Annotated in this window: 17 protein-coding genes, 5 tRNA genes and 1 other annotated feature; of the genes, 2 read left to right on the forward strand and 20 right to left on the reverse strand. The window is 40.6% G+C overall.

The window, feature by feature from the left end; genetic code table 11:
• Positions 1-9: 9 nt before the first annotated feature.
• From G344_RS0101445 to G344_RS0101455, 3 genes are read right to left on the reverse strand one after another with little or no spacing between them, the layout of a single operon-like run.
• Positions 10-906 (reverse strand): dihydrodipicolinate synthase family protein, encoded by an 897-nt coding sequence (locus G344_RS0101445; RefSeq protein ID WP_038154685.1) that lies wholly within the window; start codon positions 904-906, stop codon positions 10-12.
• Positions 907-936: 30 nt separating this feature from the next.
• Positions 937-2,283, reverse strand: a complete 1,347-nt coding sequence (locus G344_RS0101450) for a gluconate:H+ symporter (protein WP_028254638.1) — start codon at positions 2,281-2,283, stop codon at positions 937-939.
• A 20-nt stretch (positions 2,284-2,303) separates the two neighbouring features.
• Positions 2,304-4,280 (reverse strand): YjhG/YagF family D-xylonate dehydratase, encoded by a 1,977-nt coding sequence (locus G344_RS0101455; RefSeq protein WP_028254639.1) that lies wholly within the window; start codon positions 4,278-4,280, stop codon positions 2,304-2,306.
• Positions 4,281-4,497: 217 nt separating this feature from the next.
• Here G344_RS0101455 and G344_RS0101460 point away from each other — a divergent pair, with 217 nt between their 5' ends.
• Positions 4,498-5,241: an IclR family transcriptional regulator gene (locus tag G344_RS0101460; RefSeq protein WP_028254640.1), complete on the forward strand. Its 744-nt coding sequence runs from the start codon at positions 4,498-4,500 to the stop codon at positions 5,239-5,241.
• 42 nt (positions 5,242-5,283) lie between these two features.
• On the opposite strand, the gene G344_RS0101465 is transcribed toward G344_RS0101460, so the two are convergent.
• From G344_RS0101465 to G344_RS0101540, 16 genes are all read right to left on the reverse strand, one after another.
• On the reverse strand, positions 5,284-6,732 hold the full coding sequence (locus G344_RS0101465) for an NCS1 family nucleobase:cation symporter-1 (protein WP_028254641.1): 1,449 nt from the start codon (positions 6,730-6,732) through the stop codon (positions 5,284-5,286).
• A 376-nt stretch (positions 6,733-7,108) separates the two neighbouring features.
• Positions 7,109-8,080, reverse strand: a complete 972-nt coding sequence (locus G344_RS0101470; RefSeq protein WP_028254642.1) for a LysR family transcriptional regulator — start codon at positions 8,078-8,080, stop codon at positions 7,109-7,111.
• Between the two features lie 16 nt (positions 8,081-8,096).
• Positions 8,097-9,431, reverse strand: a complete 1,335-nt coding sequence (locus G344_RS0101475; protein WP_028254643.1) for a GntP family permease — start codon at positions 9,429-9,431, stop codon at positions 8,097-8,099.
• 11 nt (positions 9,432-9,442) lie between these two features.
• Positions 9,443-11,086 carry a dihydroxy-acid dehydratase gene (gene ilvD / locus G344_RS0101480; protein ID WP_028254644.1) on the reverse strand — a complete coding sequence of 548 codons (1,644 nt, stop codon included), beginning with the start codon at positions 11,084-11,086 and terminating at the stop codon, positions 9,443-9,445.
• 354 nt (positions 11,087-11,440) lie between these two features.
• Positions 11,441-12,142, reverse strand: coding sequence for a DUF554 domain-containing protein (locus G344_RS0101485; protein WP_028254645.1), 702 nt, complete (start codon positions 12,140-12,142; stop codon positions 11,441-11,443).
• A gap of 24 nt (positions 12,143-12,166) precedes the next feature.
• Complete coding sequence (locus G344_RS0101490) at positions 12,167-13,717, reverse strand: nitrite/sulfite reductase (protein ID WP_028254646.1); 1,551 nt, start codon at positions 13,715-13,717, stop codon at positions 12,167-12,169.
• Positions 13,718-14,478: 761 nt separating this feature from the next.
• Positions 14,479-15,021: a hypothetical protein gene (locus G344_RS0101495; protein WP_028254647.1), complete on the reverse strand. Its 543-nt coding sequence runs from the start codon at positions 15,019-15,021 to the stop codon at positions 14,479-14,481.
• A gap of 250 nt (positions 15,022-15,271) precedes the next feature.
• Complete coding sequence (locus G344_RS0101500) at positions 15,272-16,624, reverse strand: MATE family efflux transporter (RefSeq protein WP_028254648.1); 1,353 nt, start codon at positions 16,622-16,624, stop codon at positions 15,272-15,274.
• 90 nt (positions 16,625-16,714) lie between these two features.
• Positions 16,715-16,790 (reverse strand) — tRNA-Val (locus G344_RS0101505).
• A 5-nt stretch (positions 16,791-16,795) separates the two neighbouring features.
• Positions 16,796-16,872: transfer RNA gene (locus G344_RS0101510), tRNA-Arg, on the reverse strand.
• 81 nt (positions 16,873-16,953) lie between these two features.
• Positions 16,954-17,027, reverse strand: a tRNA-Gly gene (locus G344_RS0101515).
• Between the two features lie 5 nt (positions 17,028-17,032).
• Positions 17,033-17,109: transfer RNA gene (locus G344_RS0101520), tRNA-Pro, on the reverse strand.
• A 72-nt stretch (positions 17,110-17,181) separates the two neighbouring features.
• Positions 17,182-17,258, reverse strand: a tRNA-Pro gene (locus tag G344_RS0101525).
• A gap of 190 nt (positions 17,259-17,448) precedes the next feature.
• A complete protein-coding gene (locus tag G344_RS0101530) occupies positions 17,449-18,861 on the reverse strand; it encodes a sodium:solute symporter family protein (protein WP_028254649.1) in 1,413 nt (470 codons plus the stop codon).
• A gap of 157 nt (positions 18,862-19,018) precedes the next feature.
• Positions 19,019-19,230, reverse strand: a binding site (T-box leader).
• A 67-nt stretch (positions 19,231-19,297) separates the two neighbouring features.
• Positions 19,298-20,569: an MFS transporter gene (locus tag G344_RS10420; protein ID WP_071838077.1), complete on the reverse strand. Its 1,272-nt coding sequence runs from the start codon at positions 20,567-20,569 to the stop codon at positions 19,298-19,300.
• Positions 20,570-20,787: 218 nt separating this feature from the next.
• Positions 20,788-21,681 (reverse strand): LysR family transcriptional regulator, encoded by an 894-nt coding sequence (locus G344_RS0101540; protein ID WP_028254650.1) that lies wholly within the window; start codon positions 21,679-21,681, stop codon positions 20,788-20,790.
• Between the two features lie 361 nt (positions 21,682-22,042).
• Here G344_RS0101540 and rpsD point away from each other — a divergent pair, with 361 nt between their 5' ends.
• Positions 22,043-22,630, forward strand: coding sequence for a 30S ribosomal protein S4 (gene rpsD / locus G344_RS0101545; RefSeq protein WP_028254651.1), 588 nt, complete (start codon positions 22,043-22,045; stop codon positions 22,628-22,630).
• Here the strand turns inward: rpsD and G344_RS12310 are convergent.
• Positions 22,605-22,806, reverse strand: a 202-nt coding sequence (locus G344_RS12310) for a hypothetical protein (RefSeq protein WP_478201830.1), incomplete at its 5' end; no start/stop codon positions are given. The two genes, rpsD and G344_RS12310, sit on opposite strands and share 26 nt — an antisense overlap.

Consider the following 22,806-nt stretch of genomic DNA (forward strand, 5'->3'; position numbering starts at 1 on the left):
TGTTAATACCTATATTATCCCATTCTCTTTTAGAATGCACTCAACCTTGGCATATTCTTCCGGTATAATATCCATCCCCGGTGCCTTAGTAAATGTCGAAATTGGTAAACCGGTTGCTTTAACAGCTGCTTTCATAGCTACAATAAATAATCCTGTCACTTCATAAATTCGCATAAGAGAAGCGATTTTTTCTGCACAAGCAACAGCTGCTACCTTATCATTATCCTCATACGCTTTATGCATTTTTACAAATACTTCAGGTACAACGTTGGTTAATCCGCAGAGCACTCCATCACCACCTGAAATTCTATTCACCATATAATATTCATCAAATCCCGATAGAACTGAAAAGTCAGGACGGATAGGTTTTACAGCCTGGCATAAACGTCGTGTATGACTGATATTGTCTACGGTATCTTTAATCCCCACAATTGATGGACAATTTTCGGCAAGGTAAGAAACAACTACCGGAGATAAGTCACTACCCGTACGGTCCGCAAAGTTATACAGCATAATTGGCAATTTCACTGCATCCGCAATAGTTTTAAAATATTGTTTTGCCGCCTCTTCTGTAGGACCAAAATAATACGGCGAAATAATATTAATTGCATCGGCTCCGGCTGTTTCAGCAAAATTTGCCAGTTCAATTACATCACGTATATCTGTGCCACCGACACCAATAATAACTTGAACACGCTTATTAATTAGCTTAACCGCAAATTCAATAAATTTCTTTTTTTCCTCCAAGGAGATAGCATAAAACTCGCCCAGACTACCAAAAAACAAAATACCATTTAATCCTGCTTCTACTAAATGATTAATATGAAGCTCCATATTGGCATAATCAATTTCACCATTGTCTTTAAAGATAGTGATAATCGGAGAATACACACCTTTAAACATCATAATATCACCTTTCTTATACTAAATCATCGCTTATACAAATTCTGCTAAAATCATAATAAATACTAGCCCAAGTACCGATTGTAATGTTGCTAGCACAGTCCATGTAGCAAAAGTTTCTTTCAATGTTAGACCAAAATATTCTTTAACCATCCAAAACCCAGCATCATTTACATGCGAAGCTATCGTACTACCTGCACCTGTTGCCAGTGTTACCAATGCTAAGTTGACATCATAAGCCCCTAACACAGGCACTACCAAACCTGCGGTAGATAGGGCTGCTACTGTTGCTGATCCTAAAGCAATACGAAGAATCGCTGCTACCATCCATGCCAGTAAAATTGGCGAAAATGAACTATTAGCAAAGAAAGTTCCTATATACTTCCCTACGCCACCGGCAATAAGCACCTGCTTAAACGCGCCGCCACCGCCGATAATCAATAACATCATTCCAATAGCTGCGATAGAGGATGCGCATGAACCCATAATATCCTTTGCAGATATTCCTCTTCTAATACCCATAGTATACATAGCAATTACAATGGATATCAACATGGCAATTGATGGCTGTCCACAAAATTCCACGAATTGTAAAATCACAGACCCATGCATTCCCGTTGCCAATTTTATAGTTTGAGCCAATGTCGCTATAATCATCAAGATGACCGGCAGCATAGACGTAAGAATACTAATTCCAAAACCGGGCATCTCCTCATCTCTAAACGACTTCACTTCGCCAAGAGCCTTGATATCACCTTGTTTACTAAAAGCAGACGGGACTAACCGTTTTGCAATAGCCAAAAAAATTGGACCAGCTAATACAACCGTAGGTACAGCAACAATAATCCCATACACAAGTACCGTTCCTAAATTTGCTCCATACTCACCGGCGATAACAGTAGGTCCTGGATGCGGAGGCAAAAAGCAATGAGTTGCTAATAGCGAGGACAACATAGGAATTCCTAAGTATAAAGGGTTCACCTTCATTTCTCTTGCAATCGAGAAAATAATAGGAAGCAACAGAACTAATCCTACTTCAAAGAACATAGCAATACCAACGATAAAGGATGCCACTACCACAGCCCATTGAATTTTCTTTTCCCCAAAAATTCGTATAAGGCTAAGCGCTATTTTTTGTGCCCCACCGGCATCAGCTACTAAACGACCGAGCATGGCACCTAACCCAAAAATCAGTGCAATATGTCCTAATGTACTCCCTATACCTGCTTCAAGCGTTGTAGCTATTTTAGCCATAGGTATTCCAAAAGCTAATGCCGCTCCCGTTGACACCAACATAAGGGATATAAATGTATTTAACCTAAATACAGAAATAAGTACTATTAAAAGCACCACTGCTACAGCAGTAATTATTAATGGCATAGTAATCTACTCCTTCGTAGTTATTTTTTCAAACCTAATGCTTTCTTACCTGCTTCCAATACTTCGATAATTTTATCCACATCATAAACATTGCCTTTCCATGCACCTCCACTAACATCCTGCAGTGCAGCCCATAAACGGGTGTCATCCGGTAAATCATCATCAGGCTTAACATCGGGATTTGTTTCTCGTCTAGCTAACTCTTCTGCCCCTTCCTCATAAGTTAAAGGATGATCTTCTGTACCAATAAAGTTTAAGCTACCCTCTAATTTATTCATATCTACAATAATTTCTACTATGTCACCGTCGCGCAACTTACCGATAGGGCCACCTGCCAAAGCTTCCGGTCCAACATGACCAAAACATGCTCCTGTCGATACTCCAGAGAATCGTGCATCTGTGATAAGGGATACATGCTTTCCGAAAGGAAGGTGTTTAAGTGCCGATGTCAACTGATAGGTTTCTTCCATTCCTGTTCCCAATGGACCTCCGCCCATGACAACCATAATATCCCCTGCAACTATTGTTCCCGCATTTTTCAATGCTTTTATAGCCGCCTTTTCTGATGCAAAGACCTTAACTTTCCCCGTATGACGGAAAACATTATCTTTATCAATAACACTGGGATCTATAGCTGTTGACTTTACAACGGCCCCTTCCGGAGCAATGTTGCCAACAGGGAATGTAACAGTAGAGCCGATTCCTCTTTCCGCTGCCCTGCTTGGTGTAAAAATTACTTCATTAGGATCAACATTATCGGCCTCTAATAATTGTTTACGACAAGCAACTCTACGTTCAGAGTTTTCCCACCAATCTAAATTTTCTTTTAATGTACTGCCGGTAACCGTCAATACATCTTCATGCAGAACACCTAATTTACGCAAATGAAGCATTACTTCCGGTACTCCACCAGCCATAAATACATCTACGGTAGGATAGTTCACAGGACCTATTGGCAATACACTGACCAATCTCGGGATTTCTTTATTGATACGAGACCAGTCTTCCACTGTTGGCATTTTACATCCCGCCGCATGAGCTATGGCCGGTAAATGAAGAAGCAAGTTTGTAGACCCACCAAAAGCAGCATGAATTATCATCGCATTTTCTATTGCTTTGTCTGTAATAATATCCTTTGTCGTAATTCCTGCTTTTGCTAGTTGCAAAACAGCGCGTGCTGACTTAGCTGCAATATCCTTCCATATTTCTTGACCTGACGGTGCCAATGCTGAATGAGGAAGTGCTAATCCAAGACCTTCAGCAATAACTTGAGAGGTACCTGCTGTTCCGAAGAATTGACATCCACCACCAGCTGATGCACAAGAACTACACCCCAGTCGTGAAGCATCTTCCAAGGAAAGCTCCCCATTCGCATAACGAACACCTATTGTCTGAATCGTGCCTAAATCTTCACCTTCATTAGGAGCCAATGTAGCACCGCCAGGAACTAGAATAGTTGGTAAGTCATGCATCCCCGCCAGTGCCATCATCATAGCCGGCAAACCTTTATCACAAGAAGCAAACCCCATAGTAGCTTTTCTTGTTGGCAAAGATCGTATTAGTCTACGCATAACAATGGAAGCGTCATTTCTATATGGTAATGAATCGAACATTCCTGTTGTACCTTGACTGCGACCGTCACAGGGGTCTGTTACGAATGTAGCATGTGGCACTAATCCCATCTCTTTAATTGTTCTCGCCGCTACATCCATTTGAATATCTAATTCAAAATGCCCATTATGCAAACCAACTGCAACCGTTTCATTATCGTCACCTCGCATACCGCCTTTAGTGCCTATTAACATTACATCACCATTGGCCAACTCGTCAGGATTCCATCCCATCCCTGCATTAATCGTCATGCCAAAGATATTTCCACTAGGAGATTCCTTAAGCAATGAAGGTGTCAAAGGTAGCTTTCCTTTAGGCCCCTCCGCATGAGTAGCCGCTTTATAAATTGCATGGTTTTCATTGCTAAATAGATTCTTAACAGACATTCCGTTTCTCCTCCTTTTGTTCTTATATACGAACTATAAATTCTTATATACGAATTCCATGCTTTTATTGTAATTACAAAAAAGTATTATGTCAATGATTATTCAACATATATTGTGAATTTTATTCCACGTACTAATAATTTTTTTTATTTTTCTCTACACTTTGCTATAATATTTGGTACAGTTGCAAATTCTACGACTAGATAGGAGGAAAGATATGTCCCATAAACCTACCGAGCGAGTCTTAAATATATTCAACATTTTGGCATCCCATCCATCAGGTCTGACTCTTACTGATATATCTAAGGCCCTAAATATTCCTAAAAGTACCTTATCCCCAATACTTAACGAAATGACCTTACAAAATTTTCTATATTTAAATCCTGAAAATGGTTTATTCACAGTAGGTATAAGCACTTACTATTTATCTGCAGCTTATGATCAAACCAACGAACTTATTCCTCATTTAAAATCCGTAATGAAACATATAGCCGCAGAAACAAACGAAATATGCCAAGCAGGTATTCTCGACGGAGGTGAGGTCCTTTACATCTTGAAAGAAGAACCTTTAGCCGATCTTCCTATCCGCATCATTTCCTATGTAGGGAAACGCTTGCCCGCACACTGTACAGCCCTAGGAAAGGCTCTGTTATTAGACTATACTTTAAACGATTTAGTAAAAGTTTTACCTCCCACATTAGAATCAAAAACACCAAATACAATAACCTCCATATCAGATCTCTACTCTCAACTTCAACATTTTCGAAAAGAAGGCATCTGTTACGAGTGTGAGGAAGTAACGCCTCATCTATGTTGCTATGCTATTCCTATCAGCCTAATCGGGAAGAAAAAAGTCGCCCTTAGTGTGAGTATTCCCCTATTTCGTCGTAGCGAAGAGAAAATAAATCAAATAAAAAAAATGCTCCTAGATGCCAAGGCAGAGATAGAAGCATTAATTTAAAAAAGCCCGAGTAAGGTATATTCCAAACTCGGGCTTTTTTCGTTATTTAATTTTTATAGCTATATAATAAAGTAAGCCAGATGCTATGGTTCCATATACATACGCATTATTAAATATAAACTCGATTGATGGTACTATGCGACTAATAAAAATAATAGCTGTAATAAGAAGGAAAATACTTACGGCCCGTACATTCCATCCTCTAGAATATGAATATCGTCCACCTTCTATTCTGAATAAATCTACATACTCAACATATTTCATGTGCTCACATATATACGCCACAACAAAGATACCTGACAAAGGTCCCAACAAGGCACCTAACAACTGAGTAATTTCAAAAATTAAATGATAGGCACTAGACAGCGAATCCCACGGTCTTGCAAACAATGCTAACACCGCAGCAATGAAGGAAGCCATCTTATACCCGACTTTTCCCCTGGCTACTGCTGCAATAATATTTGTTGGCGGTATCAAATTGCCTGCCACATTAGTAGTCAACACTGCCATTATAATGAATGCAGAAAAGACTAATCGCACCCATAAACTTTCAAAATTTCCCACTAATACTGCAGGCTCCCATATTTCCTTTCCAAATGCTAAATAACCACCTGCTGTACCGCATATTCCTACGAAGGCAATATAACCAGTCATGATAGGGGCACTAATAATCTGACCCCATATTTGACTTTTTTGATTAACACAATGACGTGTAAAATCTGTAATAGATAATGCAATGCCTCCGTCAAAAGCAATCATAGCTGATAAGGCTGGCCAAAACAACGTCCAAAAATCAATACCTTGTCTTGATTGTACAACCTTGGCACTTAGCAATGTATCTAAATTCCAATTAGCTACATCCATTCCCCAAACGATTACTACCAAGCTAAGTACAATAAGAACAGGCGCGGATATACCTTCCAAAATCTTAACAGCCTTACTTCCCGAAGCAGCAATATACACATTCATACACCAGAATATAAGGAATGATATAAACAAAGTAGTAAAGCCACCATCCTGCCATGCCGGATATATGGCTGATATAATTATGTTCACAGCTTGACCACCAATCCAAGCCTGAACACCAAACCAAAACACCCCCAGGATACCTCGAACAATGACAGGGAAGACCATTCCTTTCCTACCAAAAATCAGTTTACTAAGCAAAGGATACGTTAATCCATAGCGTGTTCCAAAGTGCCCAATCACCATCGCTACTCCCATTACAATCGTATGGCCTAAAACAATTGTGATAAGTGCTTGCCACCAATTCATTCCCGCAACAAGTAAACCACTGGCCACTTGATATACAGCAATGGAAACTATAATACCTATCCAAAGATTAGAAATGTCCCATAGTTTCCAATCTCTTCCTGCATAACTAATAGGCCTTGTAGCCTCAGTAAAATCATTTTTTACTGCTGTAATAGCTGCCTTACCTAAGTCTGTAAGCTCCCATATCCCATTTTTTAAAATTTGCCTTTGATCCATATAAGTCACTCCTAACTTAACCTAACCTCCTAATCGTGATCTTAGTATACAAATCACTAGTCAAAATTAGGTCAAATCATTAGTAAGCTTTATATCTTCGTACTATACATTAATATATTTTGCTAAGCATCTAAACGCACTATACTTGTAACAGATGATGTAGATACTACATATCCTAAAGAATCCATAACAATCACCATTGTATTGTAATCAAAGCAAACATACTAAAACCAATACCTATCGTACAAAAATACCTTTATATTAGAAAATAGCTACAACCTAAACGCCCAAATAAAGTCACTAATCATTTAAAACAACGATTCATACTAAAAACAAATGCCTAGCTATGATACAGTACCTTTCATAAACAATCAATCTATCCTCGTCCTCTGACCGAGTGTATATACTGATCTTTTCTCATAATCTCAGACTTTAGTATATCGATAAAATCTTTTAAATACTTAGGCACTTGCCTATACTTAGGCTTAACTATCGAGAGTACCACAGCTTCTTCAAAATCTTTCAATCTAAATGCTATCAATTTTTCATTCTCCCCAGCAAGTTTATTATATCGTTCTACTAATTCTAAAATTGATTGTGGGATAAATGCTGCTGCTAAAGATTTTCCACATAATTCAATTTGAGTACCATAATCACTGACAAATAAACTTTTACGATATTCTATATCGTGATATGCCAAATATCTCTCACACAAGGCCGAAAAAGTACTACTAACTCTATTTCCGACTAATGGAAGCCCTAAATACTTATGTAAATCAATAATATCTCCAAATATATAGTCTCCTTCTATTGCATCTCTTGCCCATAAATCCATAAATCCACTCGTCGCCAATAGCATAGGAGTGTCTTTTGACACTATTTCACTATCCAGCATTTCATTTCCTTGAAAATTAACCCCTAAAAAAATATCTAGCCTATTATCTAACATCATCTGCTCCAGATATACGTTGTCTTCCATTGTAACAGCAATTTTAACATTGGGATATTTTTCCTGATACATCTTAAATAAATCAGGTAATAAAACTATTCCTCTTGAAGCATTAATTCCCAAATGAATACTTCCCATGGACTCACTTCTTACTAGTTCCAATCTAGTTTCTAAATCTCTTTCTAATAGCTCTATTTTTTTAAGAGTCTCATAAAGCATTTTTCCAGCTGAAGTTATTTGAAGATGGGGAGTTCTTGTGAATAAACTAACATTCATTTCTTTCTCTAGCTGCTTAATATTATTACTAAGGCACTGTTGTGTCACAAAAGCTCTTTTTGCCGCTTTTGTAAAATTCTCTTCCTCCGCAGCATAAAGAAATAATTTATGCATATTCATCATTTGAACTCCTCCCCCTTTATCTAAATAAACTTATTAAATAACCTCCAAGTAATCCTGCAAATGCCATAATATGCTGACCTAAACACAAAGTTTTCAATGAAGTTTTAGTATCGTACCCAAATAGATTCGCAAATACCCAAAAATAACTATTATTAACATGTGATCCAAAACCACTTCCTGCACAAATAGAAATAAAAGCTACAATAGGATCTATTAAACCTGTCTCTATCAAAGGCAAGGTCAATGTTGAAGCTACAATTACAGCCACTGACGAAGATCCTTGAACAAATTTTGAAAAGCCACAAATTAGGAATGGAATAATAATTATAGGTAACGACATGTCCGATAGTGAGGTGGCAAAAATTTTTCCTGCACCTGTTAAATCTATTACTTTAGCTAACGCTCCACCAGCAGCAGTGATAAAAATAACTGGTCCTGATGATGTCAGTGCGTTACTCATAGATTTAAAAACTTCTCCACTTGGTAGATATTTATACAACATAACTACAGCCGTTGCAATTCCAAATGCTAAAGCTATATTTTTATCTCCTAAAACACTGGTGAGACCTACAACATAAGAATCCTTCGGCAATATCATTTTACATGTGGTTGCTAGCAATATCAATGCAATAGGCACTAAAATTGGCAATACAGCCTGACTAAAAGTAGGTAAATTTTTCTTTTCTTTTTCCGGTTCTGTAAACTCTGATGAATCCGCCTGTGCAGATAATCCATACCATGATTCAGGTTTTTTATCTAAATAAAGTCGACAAAATATTAAAATAGCAATACATGCAAATGCCGAAACTAGTAACCCCCATAGTATAGATTCTCCTAAATCAATTCCTAATATTGATACTATTGAAATAGGTGCCGGAGTAGGTGCTACATATGTATTTGTTGTTAAAAGTGATAAGGCTAAGGCTACAGCCAAAACCCCCAATTTGCGCCCACTTTGTTTAGATACCGCTTTAACCAATGGAGCCAACATAATTAGAGCCACATCACAGAATACAGGAATACTCACTAGGAACCCTGTACTGCTTAGTGCTATATCCGCATTTTCTTTTCCCGTTGCTTTTAATAAGGTTTTTGCTATTCGTTCTGTCGCATAAGACTTTTCCAAATATTCGCCCAATATAGCCCCAAAAATGATTACAATTCCTATACTCTTCGCAATACCTCCAAAACCACTAGATATTGCACTAATAGTCTCTTTAGCACTAACTCCACATCCAATGCCAATAATCATGGCCCCAATCAGCATTGACATAAAAGGACCTATTCGAGTTTTTATCATAAGTACTAGCATAATTATCAATCCCATAAGAAATGGAATAATGATTAACATAATACTCCCTCCTATTCTTCATTTAACCATACCGCACCTTCGTCTGCACTTCCAACTGATTTTCGGTAAGCACCCAACAAGCCTTTTACAGGCTTATATGGACGTTTCCATGCTTTTTTTCTATGTTGTATTTCTTCCTCACTTATATGAAGATGTATATAATTATTATTCAAATCAATCGTAATCATATCTCCATTTTCCACAATCGCAATATTTCCACCATCCCAAGCCTCCGGTGTAATATGTCCAACACAAGGTCCTCTAGATGCCCCTGAAAATCTCCCATCTGTGATCATAGCTACAGATGTATGTAATCCCATTCCTACTAACATCGCAGCAGGGATAGACATTTCTCGCATTCCTGGTCCTCCTTTAGGTCCTTCGTATCGTATAACCAAAACTGAACCTGGTTCAATTGTTCTATTAGTAAATTCCTTTACTACATCTTCTTCAGAGTCAAATACAACAGCTGGTCCTGTATGAACAAACATTTTAGGGTCAACGCCACTCTTTTTTACAACACACCCCTTTTCCGCAAGATTTCCATAGAGTATAGAGAAACACCCATCTTCCAAAAGTGAATTTTCACACGTATGAATTACTACATTATCTGGCTCTACAATATTATTTAATTCTTCTTTTAACGTACGGCCCGAGAAAGTAAGAGTATCAGCATTCAAAAATTTATCTATAGCCTTTAAACTACGTCTAACACCTCCCGCCATGTGATAATCTTGCAAAGTATATTGAGATGATGGTTTAAATTTAGCAATAACAGGTACTCCTTTCTGCACCAGATCAAAGTCATTTAAAGTCATATCTGTCCCTAGCTTTTGAGCCAACGCCATAATATGCATAATAGCATTCGTCGATCCCCCTGTTGCTGAAATATGCATAATACCATTCTCAATGGCCTCTTTTGTTAAATAATCTTTAGCCGTAATTCCTTTTTTCACAAATTCAACAACTCTTTTTCCTACAAATCTAGATTGTCTAATCTTTTCAGATGAAGCAGATAGCATTGTAGTAGAATCGAAAGGACATAATCCTATTACTTCTAAAAAAACTCCCATAGTATTGGCTGTACCATACATAGAGCAAGTCCCACAAGAAAAGCATATATTTCTTTTTAGATAATGAAATTCCTCCTCTGTAACGTTGCCATTTTGTTTTTTTCCTATCAACTCTTTCAAATCAGGTGTAGCATAGACATTATCATTAGTACGAAAAGGAATCATACTGCCCGCCGTTAAAAATACAGATGGCAAATCAAGTGCCGCTGCTGCCATTAACATTCCAGGGATTATCTTGTCACATGAGCATAAGAATACTAACCCATCAAAACCATGCGCTCTAGACATTGCTTCAATAGATGCTGCAATTAAATCTCGTTGCATCAGCACATACTCCATCCCTATCATTTGCGAGATTCCATCGCAAGGTGCTGGTACTCCGAATTCAGCTGGTGTACCACCGGCTGCCCATATCCCCTCTTTGACATATTGAACCAGCTCCTTAAAAGGTTTATGCCCCGGGTTTACATCATTCCAAGAGTTTACAATACCTATTATAGGTTTTTCCAAATCACTGTTATCATACCCCACTGCATTCATTAGCCCAGTATAATACGCATCTGTAATTTTATTGTCTTTCATAACCAGCCCTCCTATATACCTATAGATTATTTTTTCAATTACAATTTATCATCCATCTTTTATATTGTGAAACATTAAAACAGCGATAGTATCACAATAATTTGTTGTATTATTCATCTCAATATTCTATTATCAAAATTATATTTTCTTCTGCTCACCTATTTTCTAATCAGAACAACGGGGTAATTCCATTACATCGTCAAACACTCTATCATCAGTACCTGTTAAATTTTTTTACTTATTCAAAACCATCACCGCTATTTTTCCTCAAAAAAAGCGATACTCATACATCGCAAGAGCGTCATTCACAAGACCTGACCTCTTAGATATCTGAGTATCGCTTTATTCTATATTTTACTTCCACAAGCTAACAATGATTACCCAAATGACGGGCACGAGCAATGCCGGCAACATATTCACGCTTTTAATCGGCTTGAGTCCCAATATAGCAAGACCGGATCCGAAAATCAAGAACCCACCGACGATGGAGATTTCAGTCATAAGCACCGAGTCAAGAACCGTCACCAACTGATGCGCCAACAAATAGAGGGACCCTTGCCACACAAAGAGTACGACAGCGGCAAATGCTATTCCCAATCCATAGGTGGTCGCCAATACCATGGATGTAACAAAGTCCAGCGTCGCATTGGTAAATAAATATGTGTGATTTCCGTAAAGGGCACTGTTAATAGGCCCTAAAATCGACAAGGTACCAATACAAAATAGCATAATCGCCGTTGCCAAACCTTGGCCCAACCGATTCGCATCCGTTTCTTGTCCACGCTTGCCAAGGCGTGCCACTACATTTTTAAAACGCTGTTCCAAATCCCAGTAGGTTCCCAATGTCCCACCGATAGCCAGACTGGCAATGAAAAGAACCGGATAGGTACTGTGCGGTAAATTTTGAATAACCGCTGCCAGTCCCAAACCAACTGCGGCCATCCCCATGGCATCGTACAGCATCGTTTGATACTTCTCGCCTAAGCCTGACTTTATGACGCTACCGATAAGGCTACCGATAATAATGGCTGCCACATTTACAAAAGTTCCAATCATAGATGCACGCTCACATCAATCGTCTTAGTCAAATTTTTTGACCAAGGCCATAAATTCATCCTTGTGTGCTGCATACCATGGTGCAAACGGAGTCTTCGCCGTCGTCAACATGCGTCCCAACTCAACAAAGAACACCGGTAGTTCTTCTTCGGTAATTACCGCTACACGATTACCCAATTTTGTATCGTGCAAGTCACAACTTCCATCCATGCTAAGAGCAAAGGCCGACACTACCGCATCATTTACTTTTTTACTAAAGCCTTGTAATCCGAGAAGACCTACTTCATGAGCACCGCAGGAGTTCGGACAACCGGATACACGGATCTGCGGTAACAGAGCTTCATCTACGTCGCCTGCTGCTACCACGGCATCACGAATCTTGGCAAGCATACCGGAAGAATCGCGCAAACCAATCTGACATACCGTGCAACCAACGCAGGAAATGGACGTATCAAAATCGGTGGTAGCATTATCGGCTTCCACAATCTTAGCCACTTCGTCGGCTTCTTCGGCATTCAGATTAATAATATACATGGATTCATCTGTATTAAGACGCAAAGTAACATCCTGCAACGGATAAATATATTCCAATAAACGTAAGAAGGTCTTCGCATCCGGATCTCCGCCGAACGGATGGTAATTTACATAATACAATCCCGGTTGCTTTTGTTCCACGGCGCGCTTCGTCGTAGGTACGCCGGTACCCTGTTTAGTGACGCCGGCTACTTCCGGTACGATATCTAGCTGCTGGGTTTCTTTTGCATTAGCTACGTATTCGTTAAACACGCGAATAAATTCATCGGCCCCTAAGCGTTCTACAATGTAACGGCTGCGAGCACGCGCTTTATTTTTGTAATCGCCAAAATCTTCGTAAAGCTTGCCCATAGCATACATATAGTACAGCACGTCCTTAGGATCTATTCCGGCAGCCACCTTCGTAGCCACTCTCGGATTGGCACCCAAACCACCGCCGGCATATACAGTGAATGTTCCATCCTGTTCGGCAATGAATCCTAATTCTTTACACGTAGCATGACCTTCGTTTTCACAACCGGAGGAAAACGCAATTTTATATTTACGCGGTAATTTTAACGTCGTAACCAACGTCATCAAATAATTTTGTGCCGCTGTAAAATAAGGAGTAACATCAAAGGCTGCGCCCTTACCTACACCGCGAAGAGGAGCCCCCGTCATATTACGCGGATTGTCCCCACCGGCCCCACGGGTATAAATGCCTGCAGCATGTGCTTTCGGGAATAAGTCAATCACCGTATCTGCATCTAAGTGATGAAGCTGTAAGGATTGTCCCGTCGAAATATGCGTAAACGTAATCGGATGTTCCTTCATTGCATCAAGCAAAAATTTAATCTGTGTTTTATCGATAGCACCGCCGGCAAAACGAAGGCGTAGCATTACGCTGTTAGCCCCATGTTCGCCATAGCACCCTTGACCGCCGGAAATCTTTTTGTAATCACCGGGCGCTAATGTTTTATCAAAAAATTGTTTTGTCGCTTCCGCAAATTTAGGATATCCCTCAATAAGCGCTGCTTTTACGGATTCACTGACACCTGCCATAATTCCATCTCCTCTTCTACCTACTACTAACCTATACAGTGGATTACGCGGCTGCTATTTCTCTATACGCCGACCTATGTAATCCACTTACCTAAGCTTATACGGTTTTATTTTACTGCAAATCATAGGTAAAGTTAAATGCAACTTTGCGATATCATAGCCAGTATTATATTAATTTTGTACAATATCATTCTACATTCGTATTTTACTTTGCCTATCTTTTTCGTTATATTACAGGTGTAAGCTCTATTCCGAGCTGTTAAGGAGAGTGGTTCTTCTGTCACATTCATGTCCCCGTCGGTATAAATACGGCCAATAAAAGTATGCGCTACCGGAAAAAATTGCTCCTAAGCGCGTCGTTATCGTTGGTGCTCGCGATCTTGACGGAGGTGAAGCTATGCTTCTTCGTAAACATGGCATCATCGTATACACGCTGGAAGAAGTTGTTGAAGTAAATTCAATTCTATATTTTCAAAATAAAACAAGCTAACTCGCCGTTGAACTCATTGAATCTTTCTTCGGCAAGCGTATTATGTACAGCTCCGAGATTGATAAGTTAATATAAAATAGGTAATTATTAAAAGTATCTAAACATACAAACAGCCCTGCATATGGTTGGCAATATTCATAAAAAGTTGCTACACCACGTATACAGGGCTATATTCTTCTTTAGATTATTTAACGTTTTCCTTAGGTTATGTAATTTTCATCGTATAGATTTATCATTTCAGCAATTCTTTTTATTCCCCATCCATTTTACATTATCGTTCAATATCGATCTCGGTTATTATATACTCACCCTTATTGTTCTTATACAATTGAAACCAGATGCCTGACATATAATCAGTTCGTGGGATATATTGCCCATAAAAAATCGTCGCTTTTCTTCTATCCTTATCGGAATGATGTACTCTATCCGGTTGGAAATCAAAAATATCTGCTTCTGCCAGTTTTGTAATAGAATCACCTACCGCTATATTACCGACTATAGCTGCATCACGATTTGTAAGAATCACCCTTACTAATTGAGCATTATCTTCCGTTTCCTCACCTTTCAAACAATAAAAATCCGTTCCTCCATAGCTTAGTATATATGTCCCTTCGCCACGTACAAGGCGAAATTGAGTTTTCGTCGGTTCGCCTAAACTTCTGATTATGTCTGCCTTTTTAGCGCCCATAGGCACCCCTAACACCGTCATATAATTATCGGGAATCTTATGTCCCACTATTGACGAAGCTGATGCCATAAACACGCCAAAACACAATACCATTAACATAGATACGACAATCCTAACCGTTTTCATGTTCATACTCCTCCTTTAACTAACACCAAAATTCGGTTACCTATATACTACCACAAATTCCAATATAAAAGGCGACAACAGAAATGAATATCTTCATCTGTTGCCGCCTTATCGGCTATTACAGCGATCCTACACACGATTACTGTAATTTCATCTTGTATGCTCTTACTACTTTATTATATTTCCATTTATTATATTTCCCTTTACTATACTTACCTCTGCTGTACTTGCCTCTGCTGCACGTTTCTCTTTATGCAATAGCCATCCGTCTTTTCAATTGCATACGCATGCGCCAGTACATAGCACCGATTAAAATATCTGCGGCTAACCAGCTGACAGGATAGCAATACATAATCATTGTGAACGAAGGATAGACTTCACAGATTGTATAAATCCAAACAACACGAGTCATACAAATGCCAATGGTCATGGCAATAGCCGGTGCCAGGGAATGTCCAAAGCCACGCATCGACGCGGATAAACTTTCATAAATTGTACACAGAAAGTAAAAGCCCACAATCAAATACAATCTGGTCACACCTAACTCAACGGCTTCTTCATCAAGTCCGAAGAACTGAAGAAATACCCGTGCTAATATCAAAGCCACCACGGTCATACCAGCGGTAAAGCCAAAACTTAACAACGTTCCGTAATAGGCCACCTCATGACTGCGTTTTTCATTACCGGCTCCATTGTTTTGTCCGGTAAATGTTGTAATCGCCTGACCAAAAGCGATAATAAACGGATACGTGTTCATCTCCATAACCAGGGACACACCGGAAGCTGCCATAGCCTCAGCCCCTTGATTATTAATTGCTGCTTGAATAATCATATTGGCCACATTGAATACCATACCTTGCAATCCTGCCGGGATACCGATACGCAAAATTTCTTTTACATCTGCCTTATTAAGATGAAACGCACCGGGATAGATATGCAACACCCCATGCCCATATCGCAATAGCCGCAACAGTAGAATTGGTCCCACATAATTGGCTGCCACCGTAGTAGCGACTACACCTAGTAACCCCCACCCAAGGGATACCACAATAATATCTGCCACAGCATTGCAGATACCGGCCAGTAGCAACGCCAATAAAGGAGTTCGGACATTTCCGTAGCTTCGATAAATCGCCGACACAAAATCATACATGACCATCCCCGGCATTCCCAATAGGAACACCCGCAGATATAATTCTGCATCATCGATTATTTCCGGCGGTACATCCATATAATGAATAACCGGCGTAACCACCATCTCACCTAACACAGTAAAACCGATGCCTATCAATGCCGCCAGTACCAATGTAGTATGAATAGCCACAGAAGCCGCCCGATATTTTCGGCCTCCCATATAACGTGCAATGACAACATTGGAACCTAAGGAAACACCGATAAATAAGGTAACCAATATGCCAATAATAGGTATGTCGTTGCTCACTGCCGATAATGCGGCCGTACCCACAAAACGTCCTAAAATAAAAATATCTGTTGTATTAAATAATTGCTGCAATATGCCAATCATCGCTACCGGAATAGCAAAATTAAACAAAGGCCGCCATAGCGGCCCATGAAGCATATCAATACGCGATGGTCCCACCATACACTCACTTCCTACTTTTCACCTGTAATCGGTTGTCAGTACCCAATCATACAAAAAGAGCCCCGCACATACATGCAAGGCTCTTAGCCATGGTGGACGATGACAGGATCGAACTGCCGACATCCTGCTTGTAAGGCAGGCGCTCTCCCAGCTGAGCTAATCGTCCATGTCTGGTGATCCAGGAGGGATTCGAACCCCCGACCCACGGCTTAGAAGGCCGTTGCTCTATCCAACTGAGCTACTGGACCATATGCTACAACATGATATATGCTCAACACATACATCACCGTCATATCTATACTATATATTATTTTATCCGCATAAAAAAATGGAGCGGGTGAAGGGAATCGAACCCTCGCGACCAGCTTGGAAGGCTGGGGCTCTACCATTGAGCTACACCCGCATACGTGGTCGGAGCAGCAGGATTCGAACCTGCGACCCCCTGGTCCCAAGCCAGGTGCGCTACCAAACTGCGCTATGCCCCGATATTCGCAGTTACCTCTATTCGGCGAACCGCTTGTATCGTATCAAGTTATCATAACCACTCGTATAAAAAGTGGTCGGGACGACAGGATTTGAACCTGCGACCTCCTGGTCCCGAACCAGGCGCGCTACCAAACTGCGCTACGTCCCGCAACAACATTGATAGTATAGCATATCATATAGGGCAATGCAAGTGCCTTTTTAAATTTATTTGATGATTTCTTCTGCCACACTTTCAACCCATGTGTTTTCTTTTCACAAATAGCAAAGACTCTTAGCAGCTATCCCCCAATAGCTACCAAGAGCCTTTATTGTATGTTAATTTAATAGATTCTTATATATTAGATGGATGCGTGTTCCAATTCTTCGTCTACTACAATTTGTCGACGACTGACCAAAGCACTAACACCAAAGGTCAGTCCGCAAACGATCCATTCCAAATAAATCACATGCGGCACCACTCTGACAGCAGGCACAAAATTCCATGCCAACAGGGTAATCACTGCCATTACCAATGTATAGAATGCACCTTCCTTACTGCAATAACGCGGAGCAAAAAGTGTCATCAATACAATCACCGAAAAGGCCGCCATCAAACTCAAGCCCTGCATCAGCGTAGCAATAATTCCGCTAATGGTAAGAGCAAACACAAATGTTAACAATCCCATGGCCACAACCGATGCTTTCGTAATTCGCGTGTAATTAGCTTCACTTACGGAAGGATTGATAAAGCGTTTGTAAATGTCTTGCGAAAATAATGTGCCCGAACTTAAGAGTAAATTACATGCCGTACTTACATCCGCTGCCCATAAAGCCGCCAACGTAATTCCTGCCAGCAGCGGGTTCAATGACATAATCAACTGCGGTAATGCCAAGGTAGGACTCATGCCGGGGTAAAGTTCCGAAGCAATAACACCGAGGTACGCACTGACGAAACCTATAGGCAACATCAACAACCCGCCCAACACAAATCCTTTACGAGCCACACCTACGGTTTTAGCACCTAAGGAAATTTGAATAATACTTTGCAAAGATAAATTTACGGTAATCAAGGTAACAATCCAAGTAAGAATTGTCATACTGCCTACGCCGTCTACGAGATCCAGAGTAACCGCCGTGGGGGCTGCCTGTGCAATAGCCGCCGTACCGCCCATTAACTGTACCGCTACATATGCAGCGCAAGCTATACCTGCATATTTTAACGTAACATTAAGTAAATTAGAAATGCTGGCCGACCACATACCGCCCATCATCGTAACGCCGATAAATACAACAGCACTCATAATCATTCCTGTGGTCATATCAAAAATACCCGGCAACAATGCCGCCAAAATGGTACCACCGGCTACGTACTGCAAACTCATTACACAAAGCTGTACTAAAATCTGAATGGCAATTCCGGCTATCATACTCTTCTTATCGTAATAGCGCTCCAACATTTCCGGAATCGTTGTAATATTGAGTCTCCGATATCGCTTAGCTACTACCATTCCCATAACAATAGCACCGATGCCCCAAGCCGCCGTATACCAGCCGGCCGAAATGCCATGCACATACGCCTGTTCCGCTACGCCGATGGTAGACGCACCGCCGACGGCTAAACCTACAATCGATACCGTAATCAACGGCGTTGTCATACGCCGTCCCGCCAATACATAATTCTCTGCATTCCCCGTGCTAAGCCGTTTAGCGGCCAACGAAATTAACAACAAAACCAATACATACAATCCTACTACCACTGCCGATACTATCATGTGTGTTCTCCTTTCCACCGCCGGGGCTAGCAGTGTGTCTTCTCTCGTCTTTTTCAACCATACTATCAATTACCAATAAAAAAATCGCCCCCTCCAAGGGACGATGACGAATCGCGGTACCACCCTCATTGACGATTCTACCAAAAAAGGGTGGCATCCAAGGGACGGATATATCCGCGGTACCACCCTACTTATCTCGAATCGACCAACTCACAGCTTTAGTAACGACAGCTACGCCGGCACAGCCTACTTTAATTCAGCCATGCAGTTCAAGAAGGAACTTCACTGCCCCCTCGTCTCCGTTTTCCACCAACCAACGGCTCTCTGCGCACAAGCAAGACAACTACTTTCTTCTATCATCACTGTTATACATTTGTAATTGATAGCTATATTCTACTGAAACAACTGTTTCTTGTCAATAGATTTATCGGCAATATTAATGTTGTGCTTGCTCTTTACCACACAAAGCTACATCTGCTGCATCGTGATCCACTGCATTTCCGGTTTCACCTTGCACCATATCCTGCGACGGTTTTCCCACATGGCGTCCGTATAAAAGATAATACAGGACAAAGCATCCTAAAGCGACCACGGCCGTTACATCATATACGCCGGAGAAACCGAGGCTAGGACGAACAAAACCAAGCATGTACGGGCCTACGCCAAGGCCGAGGTCCAAGGTAATAAAGTACGTCGATGTAGCTACCCCTACACGATTCAGCGGTACAAGCTTTACACAAACAGCTTGTCCGTTTGACATAAATGTACCGTAGCCAAGGCCGACGAATACACCGGCCCACAGCAAAGCTGCACTGGACTGCGCCGTGCTGATCAGCCATAAGCCGATAGCCAATGCAATGTAGCATGGATAGAGCACGAAGTTTTCACCTTTGCGATCAAAGACAATGCCCAACAGCGGACGCGTTACAGTAATAACAACGGCATAAACGACGAAGAAAAAAGTCCCCGCTTCTACTAAATTAATTTCGCGGGCATAGGCAGCCATGAAGCTGAGTACGCTGGAATAACAAAAGCCCATGAAAAGACCAACGATGGCAATCGGTGCTACTAGCGGTTCCAAATAATCCGAAATGCGCATGCCATGGCGTTCTTCCGCCGCATCATTATGCAATGCCCGTTCGTTGAATTGAATCCCCATCGTTCCCAACAAACAGAGAACAATCAAAAATACGCATAAGCTGATAATGAAATAAAATCCAGTCAAGTTGATAAGAAGCATCCCCAAGAACGGTCCCACTGCTGCTGCCAAACTAGTGCTTAGGCCGTAATAGTTAATGCCTTCACCGCGGCGCGATGCCGGAACAATCGCTGCCACAATCGTACTGGTTGCCGTTGAAGCCACGCCGTAACCAATGCCGTTTAGCAAGCGCACCACATACAGTACCCACAGATTGGGCATGTAAAAATAAAATACAGTAGTAATCAGATAGATGCCCAAACCGGCATATAGCATTTTCTTGCAACCATATTCCTCAACGAAACGGCCGGCTAACAGCCTAGCCACTAAGGTGCCCAAAATAAAAATACCCGATGCCAATCCGGCTTCAGCCAACGAAGCTTGCAGATTGTCTTTTGCTACCACGGTAATAATAACCATTAACAAATAATAAATTAGATAAATCAATAGGTTAACGACCGTGTCCAATATAAAGGCAGCGGTCCACAGCCTGTCTTTGCTGCTGTTCATGCTATCATCCTCACTCTGTAAAATCTCAATCATACTAAATCAAATATTTTTATTATCATTGTTACGTAACGCCAACGATTATAGTCTTTATTTGGTTTAATGTATAACTCAACTTACATATATTTGATATAAATTTTTATGATAATAAAAACTCGGCCCCCTAAAAAGGATGCCGAGTGTAATCACATCTGTATATACTTTCATAACAGGAGAATATATTACAACGTATTGGCTTGTTGCCCGATATAATCCATAAAGGTTTTCATTGTTTCCCACTTTGAGTTATTGTTACGATATACAAAGCATACCTGCAACAACAACGGTTTAGCCAACGGATAAATGCCTTCCGTTTCTCCTAAGGACTCCAATAAGCTCTTGGATATTAATGCACCTGCGGAATTTTTCTTGCAATAATCAATCATTGCGTAGGGGTTTGACAAACGGATGGTCTGCGGCAATGCTTGACGCCCTTCTTCCGAAAAATAAAACTTAAGACGCTGACTCATGAAATATTTCGGCGGGTACATAACCAATGGATAGGTCAACATTTCTTCACAGGTAATCGGTCCCGTTACTTCACGGTTAGGTGCAAAATAAGCTACTGAGTCCTCGCGCAAAGCCACGCTTTCATAGGCACTCATGTCCTTGTTGTTCGGCAAGTAACAGGTGCCGATATCTATGCGGTTTTCCCTAAGATCCAAAAGCATCTCTTCCTCTTCCATATCGTATACGGAAATGGAAAAGTCCGGGTTGCGCCGTTGAAAGTATGCAACGTACTGGTTCATGCGCACATCGCCGATACTCCGCAAAATGCCAACGTTCAAAATCGGGCGTTCTAACTTATTGGCAAGTCGAATACTATGGATTGCTCTCTCCAATGTTTCAATAATATGTTCTGCTTCCGGCAAAAATTTTTCACCTTCCGGCGTTAACTGGCTACCGCGGGTAGAACGTGCAATAAGGCGTACCCCTACCAAGCGTTCCAATTTTTTCATCTGCGCACTGAAGGCAGACTGGGTAATGTTCGCTGCCTGTGCGGCCAACGTAAAATTGCCCATTTTGCTATATGTTATAAAGCTTTGTAATTCTTGTAAAGTCGGTAATTCATCCATAATTATCCGCTCCTCGTTCACAACCTACCAAACAGACTACTGCCTCTTTATGCAGCCACTTAAGCATCATCACCACAATTACAGCCATCAATTATCAACTTAACCATTAACTATCAACTTAAATGATAATATTACCGGCTGTATGTATTCTTTTCTTATTATAGCATATGATTCTAATTTACTCATGCATTTTATATGGGATATCTAAAAAATTTATATTTTCTCTTTATGTCCTTCCATTCTCAGCGCCTTATTCCTTATATTCAATTAATACCTTGCCAGGTATCCGTTAAATATGATATTATTATCGGGTACCTATATGTGGTACAGGTTTAAAATTTTTATATGAGGTGATAATCACATGGCAACGAGAAGAGAAGCACGCTTTAAGCTTTGCCGTCGTTTCGGTGTAAACGTTTTCGGTCATTCCAAAGCGTTAAAACGTGTAAAAAAGGACCAGAGACAGAAAAAAATGTCTGAATATGGCACACAGTTATTAGAAAAACAGAAAGTTAAAGCATACTACAACTTGCTTGAACGCCAGTTCGTACGCTATTATGATAAAGCTAAGAAGATGCCGGGCGTTACGGGTGAAAACATGCTTAAATTGTTGGAATCCCGTCTCGACAACTTGGTATACCGCATTGGTTTCGGTAACTCCATCCGTCAGGCTCGTCAGATGGTAAACCATGGTCATATCTTGGTTAACGGTCGTCGTGTTGACATTCCGTCCTACCACTGCAAACCGGGCGATGTTATCGAACTTCGCGAAGCATCTCGTGACAACGAAATGTTCAAAACTAACTTCCAGGAACTTCGTTCTTTCGAACTTCCTTACATCGAAAAAGATCTTGACGCTTTCAAAGGCACCTACACTCGTATGCCGGAACGTGAAGAACTTCCGATCGAAGTTAACGAAACTCTTATCGTCGAATTGTACAGCAAATAATTTGATGATATTCAAAAAGCCGCTGGGCATATGCTCGGCGGCTTTTTTGTGTTCTGTTTACTACGGCAGTCATACTGTATCCCTTCATATCCTTCATATCCTTCATATCCTTCATATCCTTCATATCCTTCATATCCTTCATATCCTTCATATCCTTCATATCCTTCATATCCTTC

The organism is Veillonella magna DSM 19857 (assembly GCF_000428745.1).
Taxonomy (GTDB): domain Bacteria; phylum Bacillota; class Negativicutes; order Veillonellales; family Veillonellaceae; genus Veillonella_A; species Veillonella_A magna.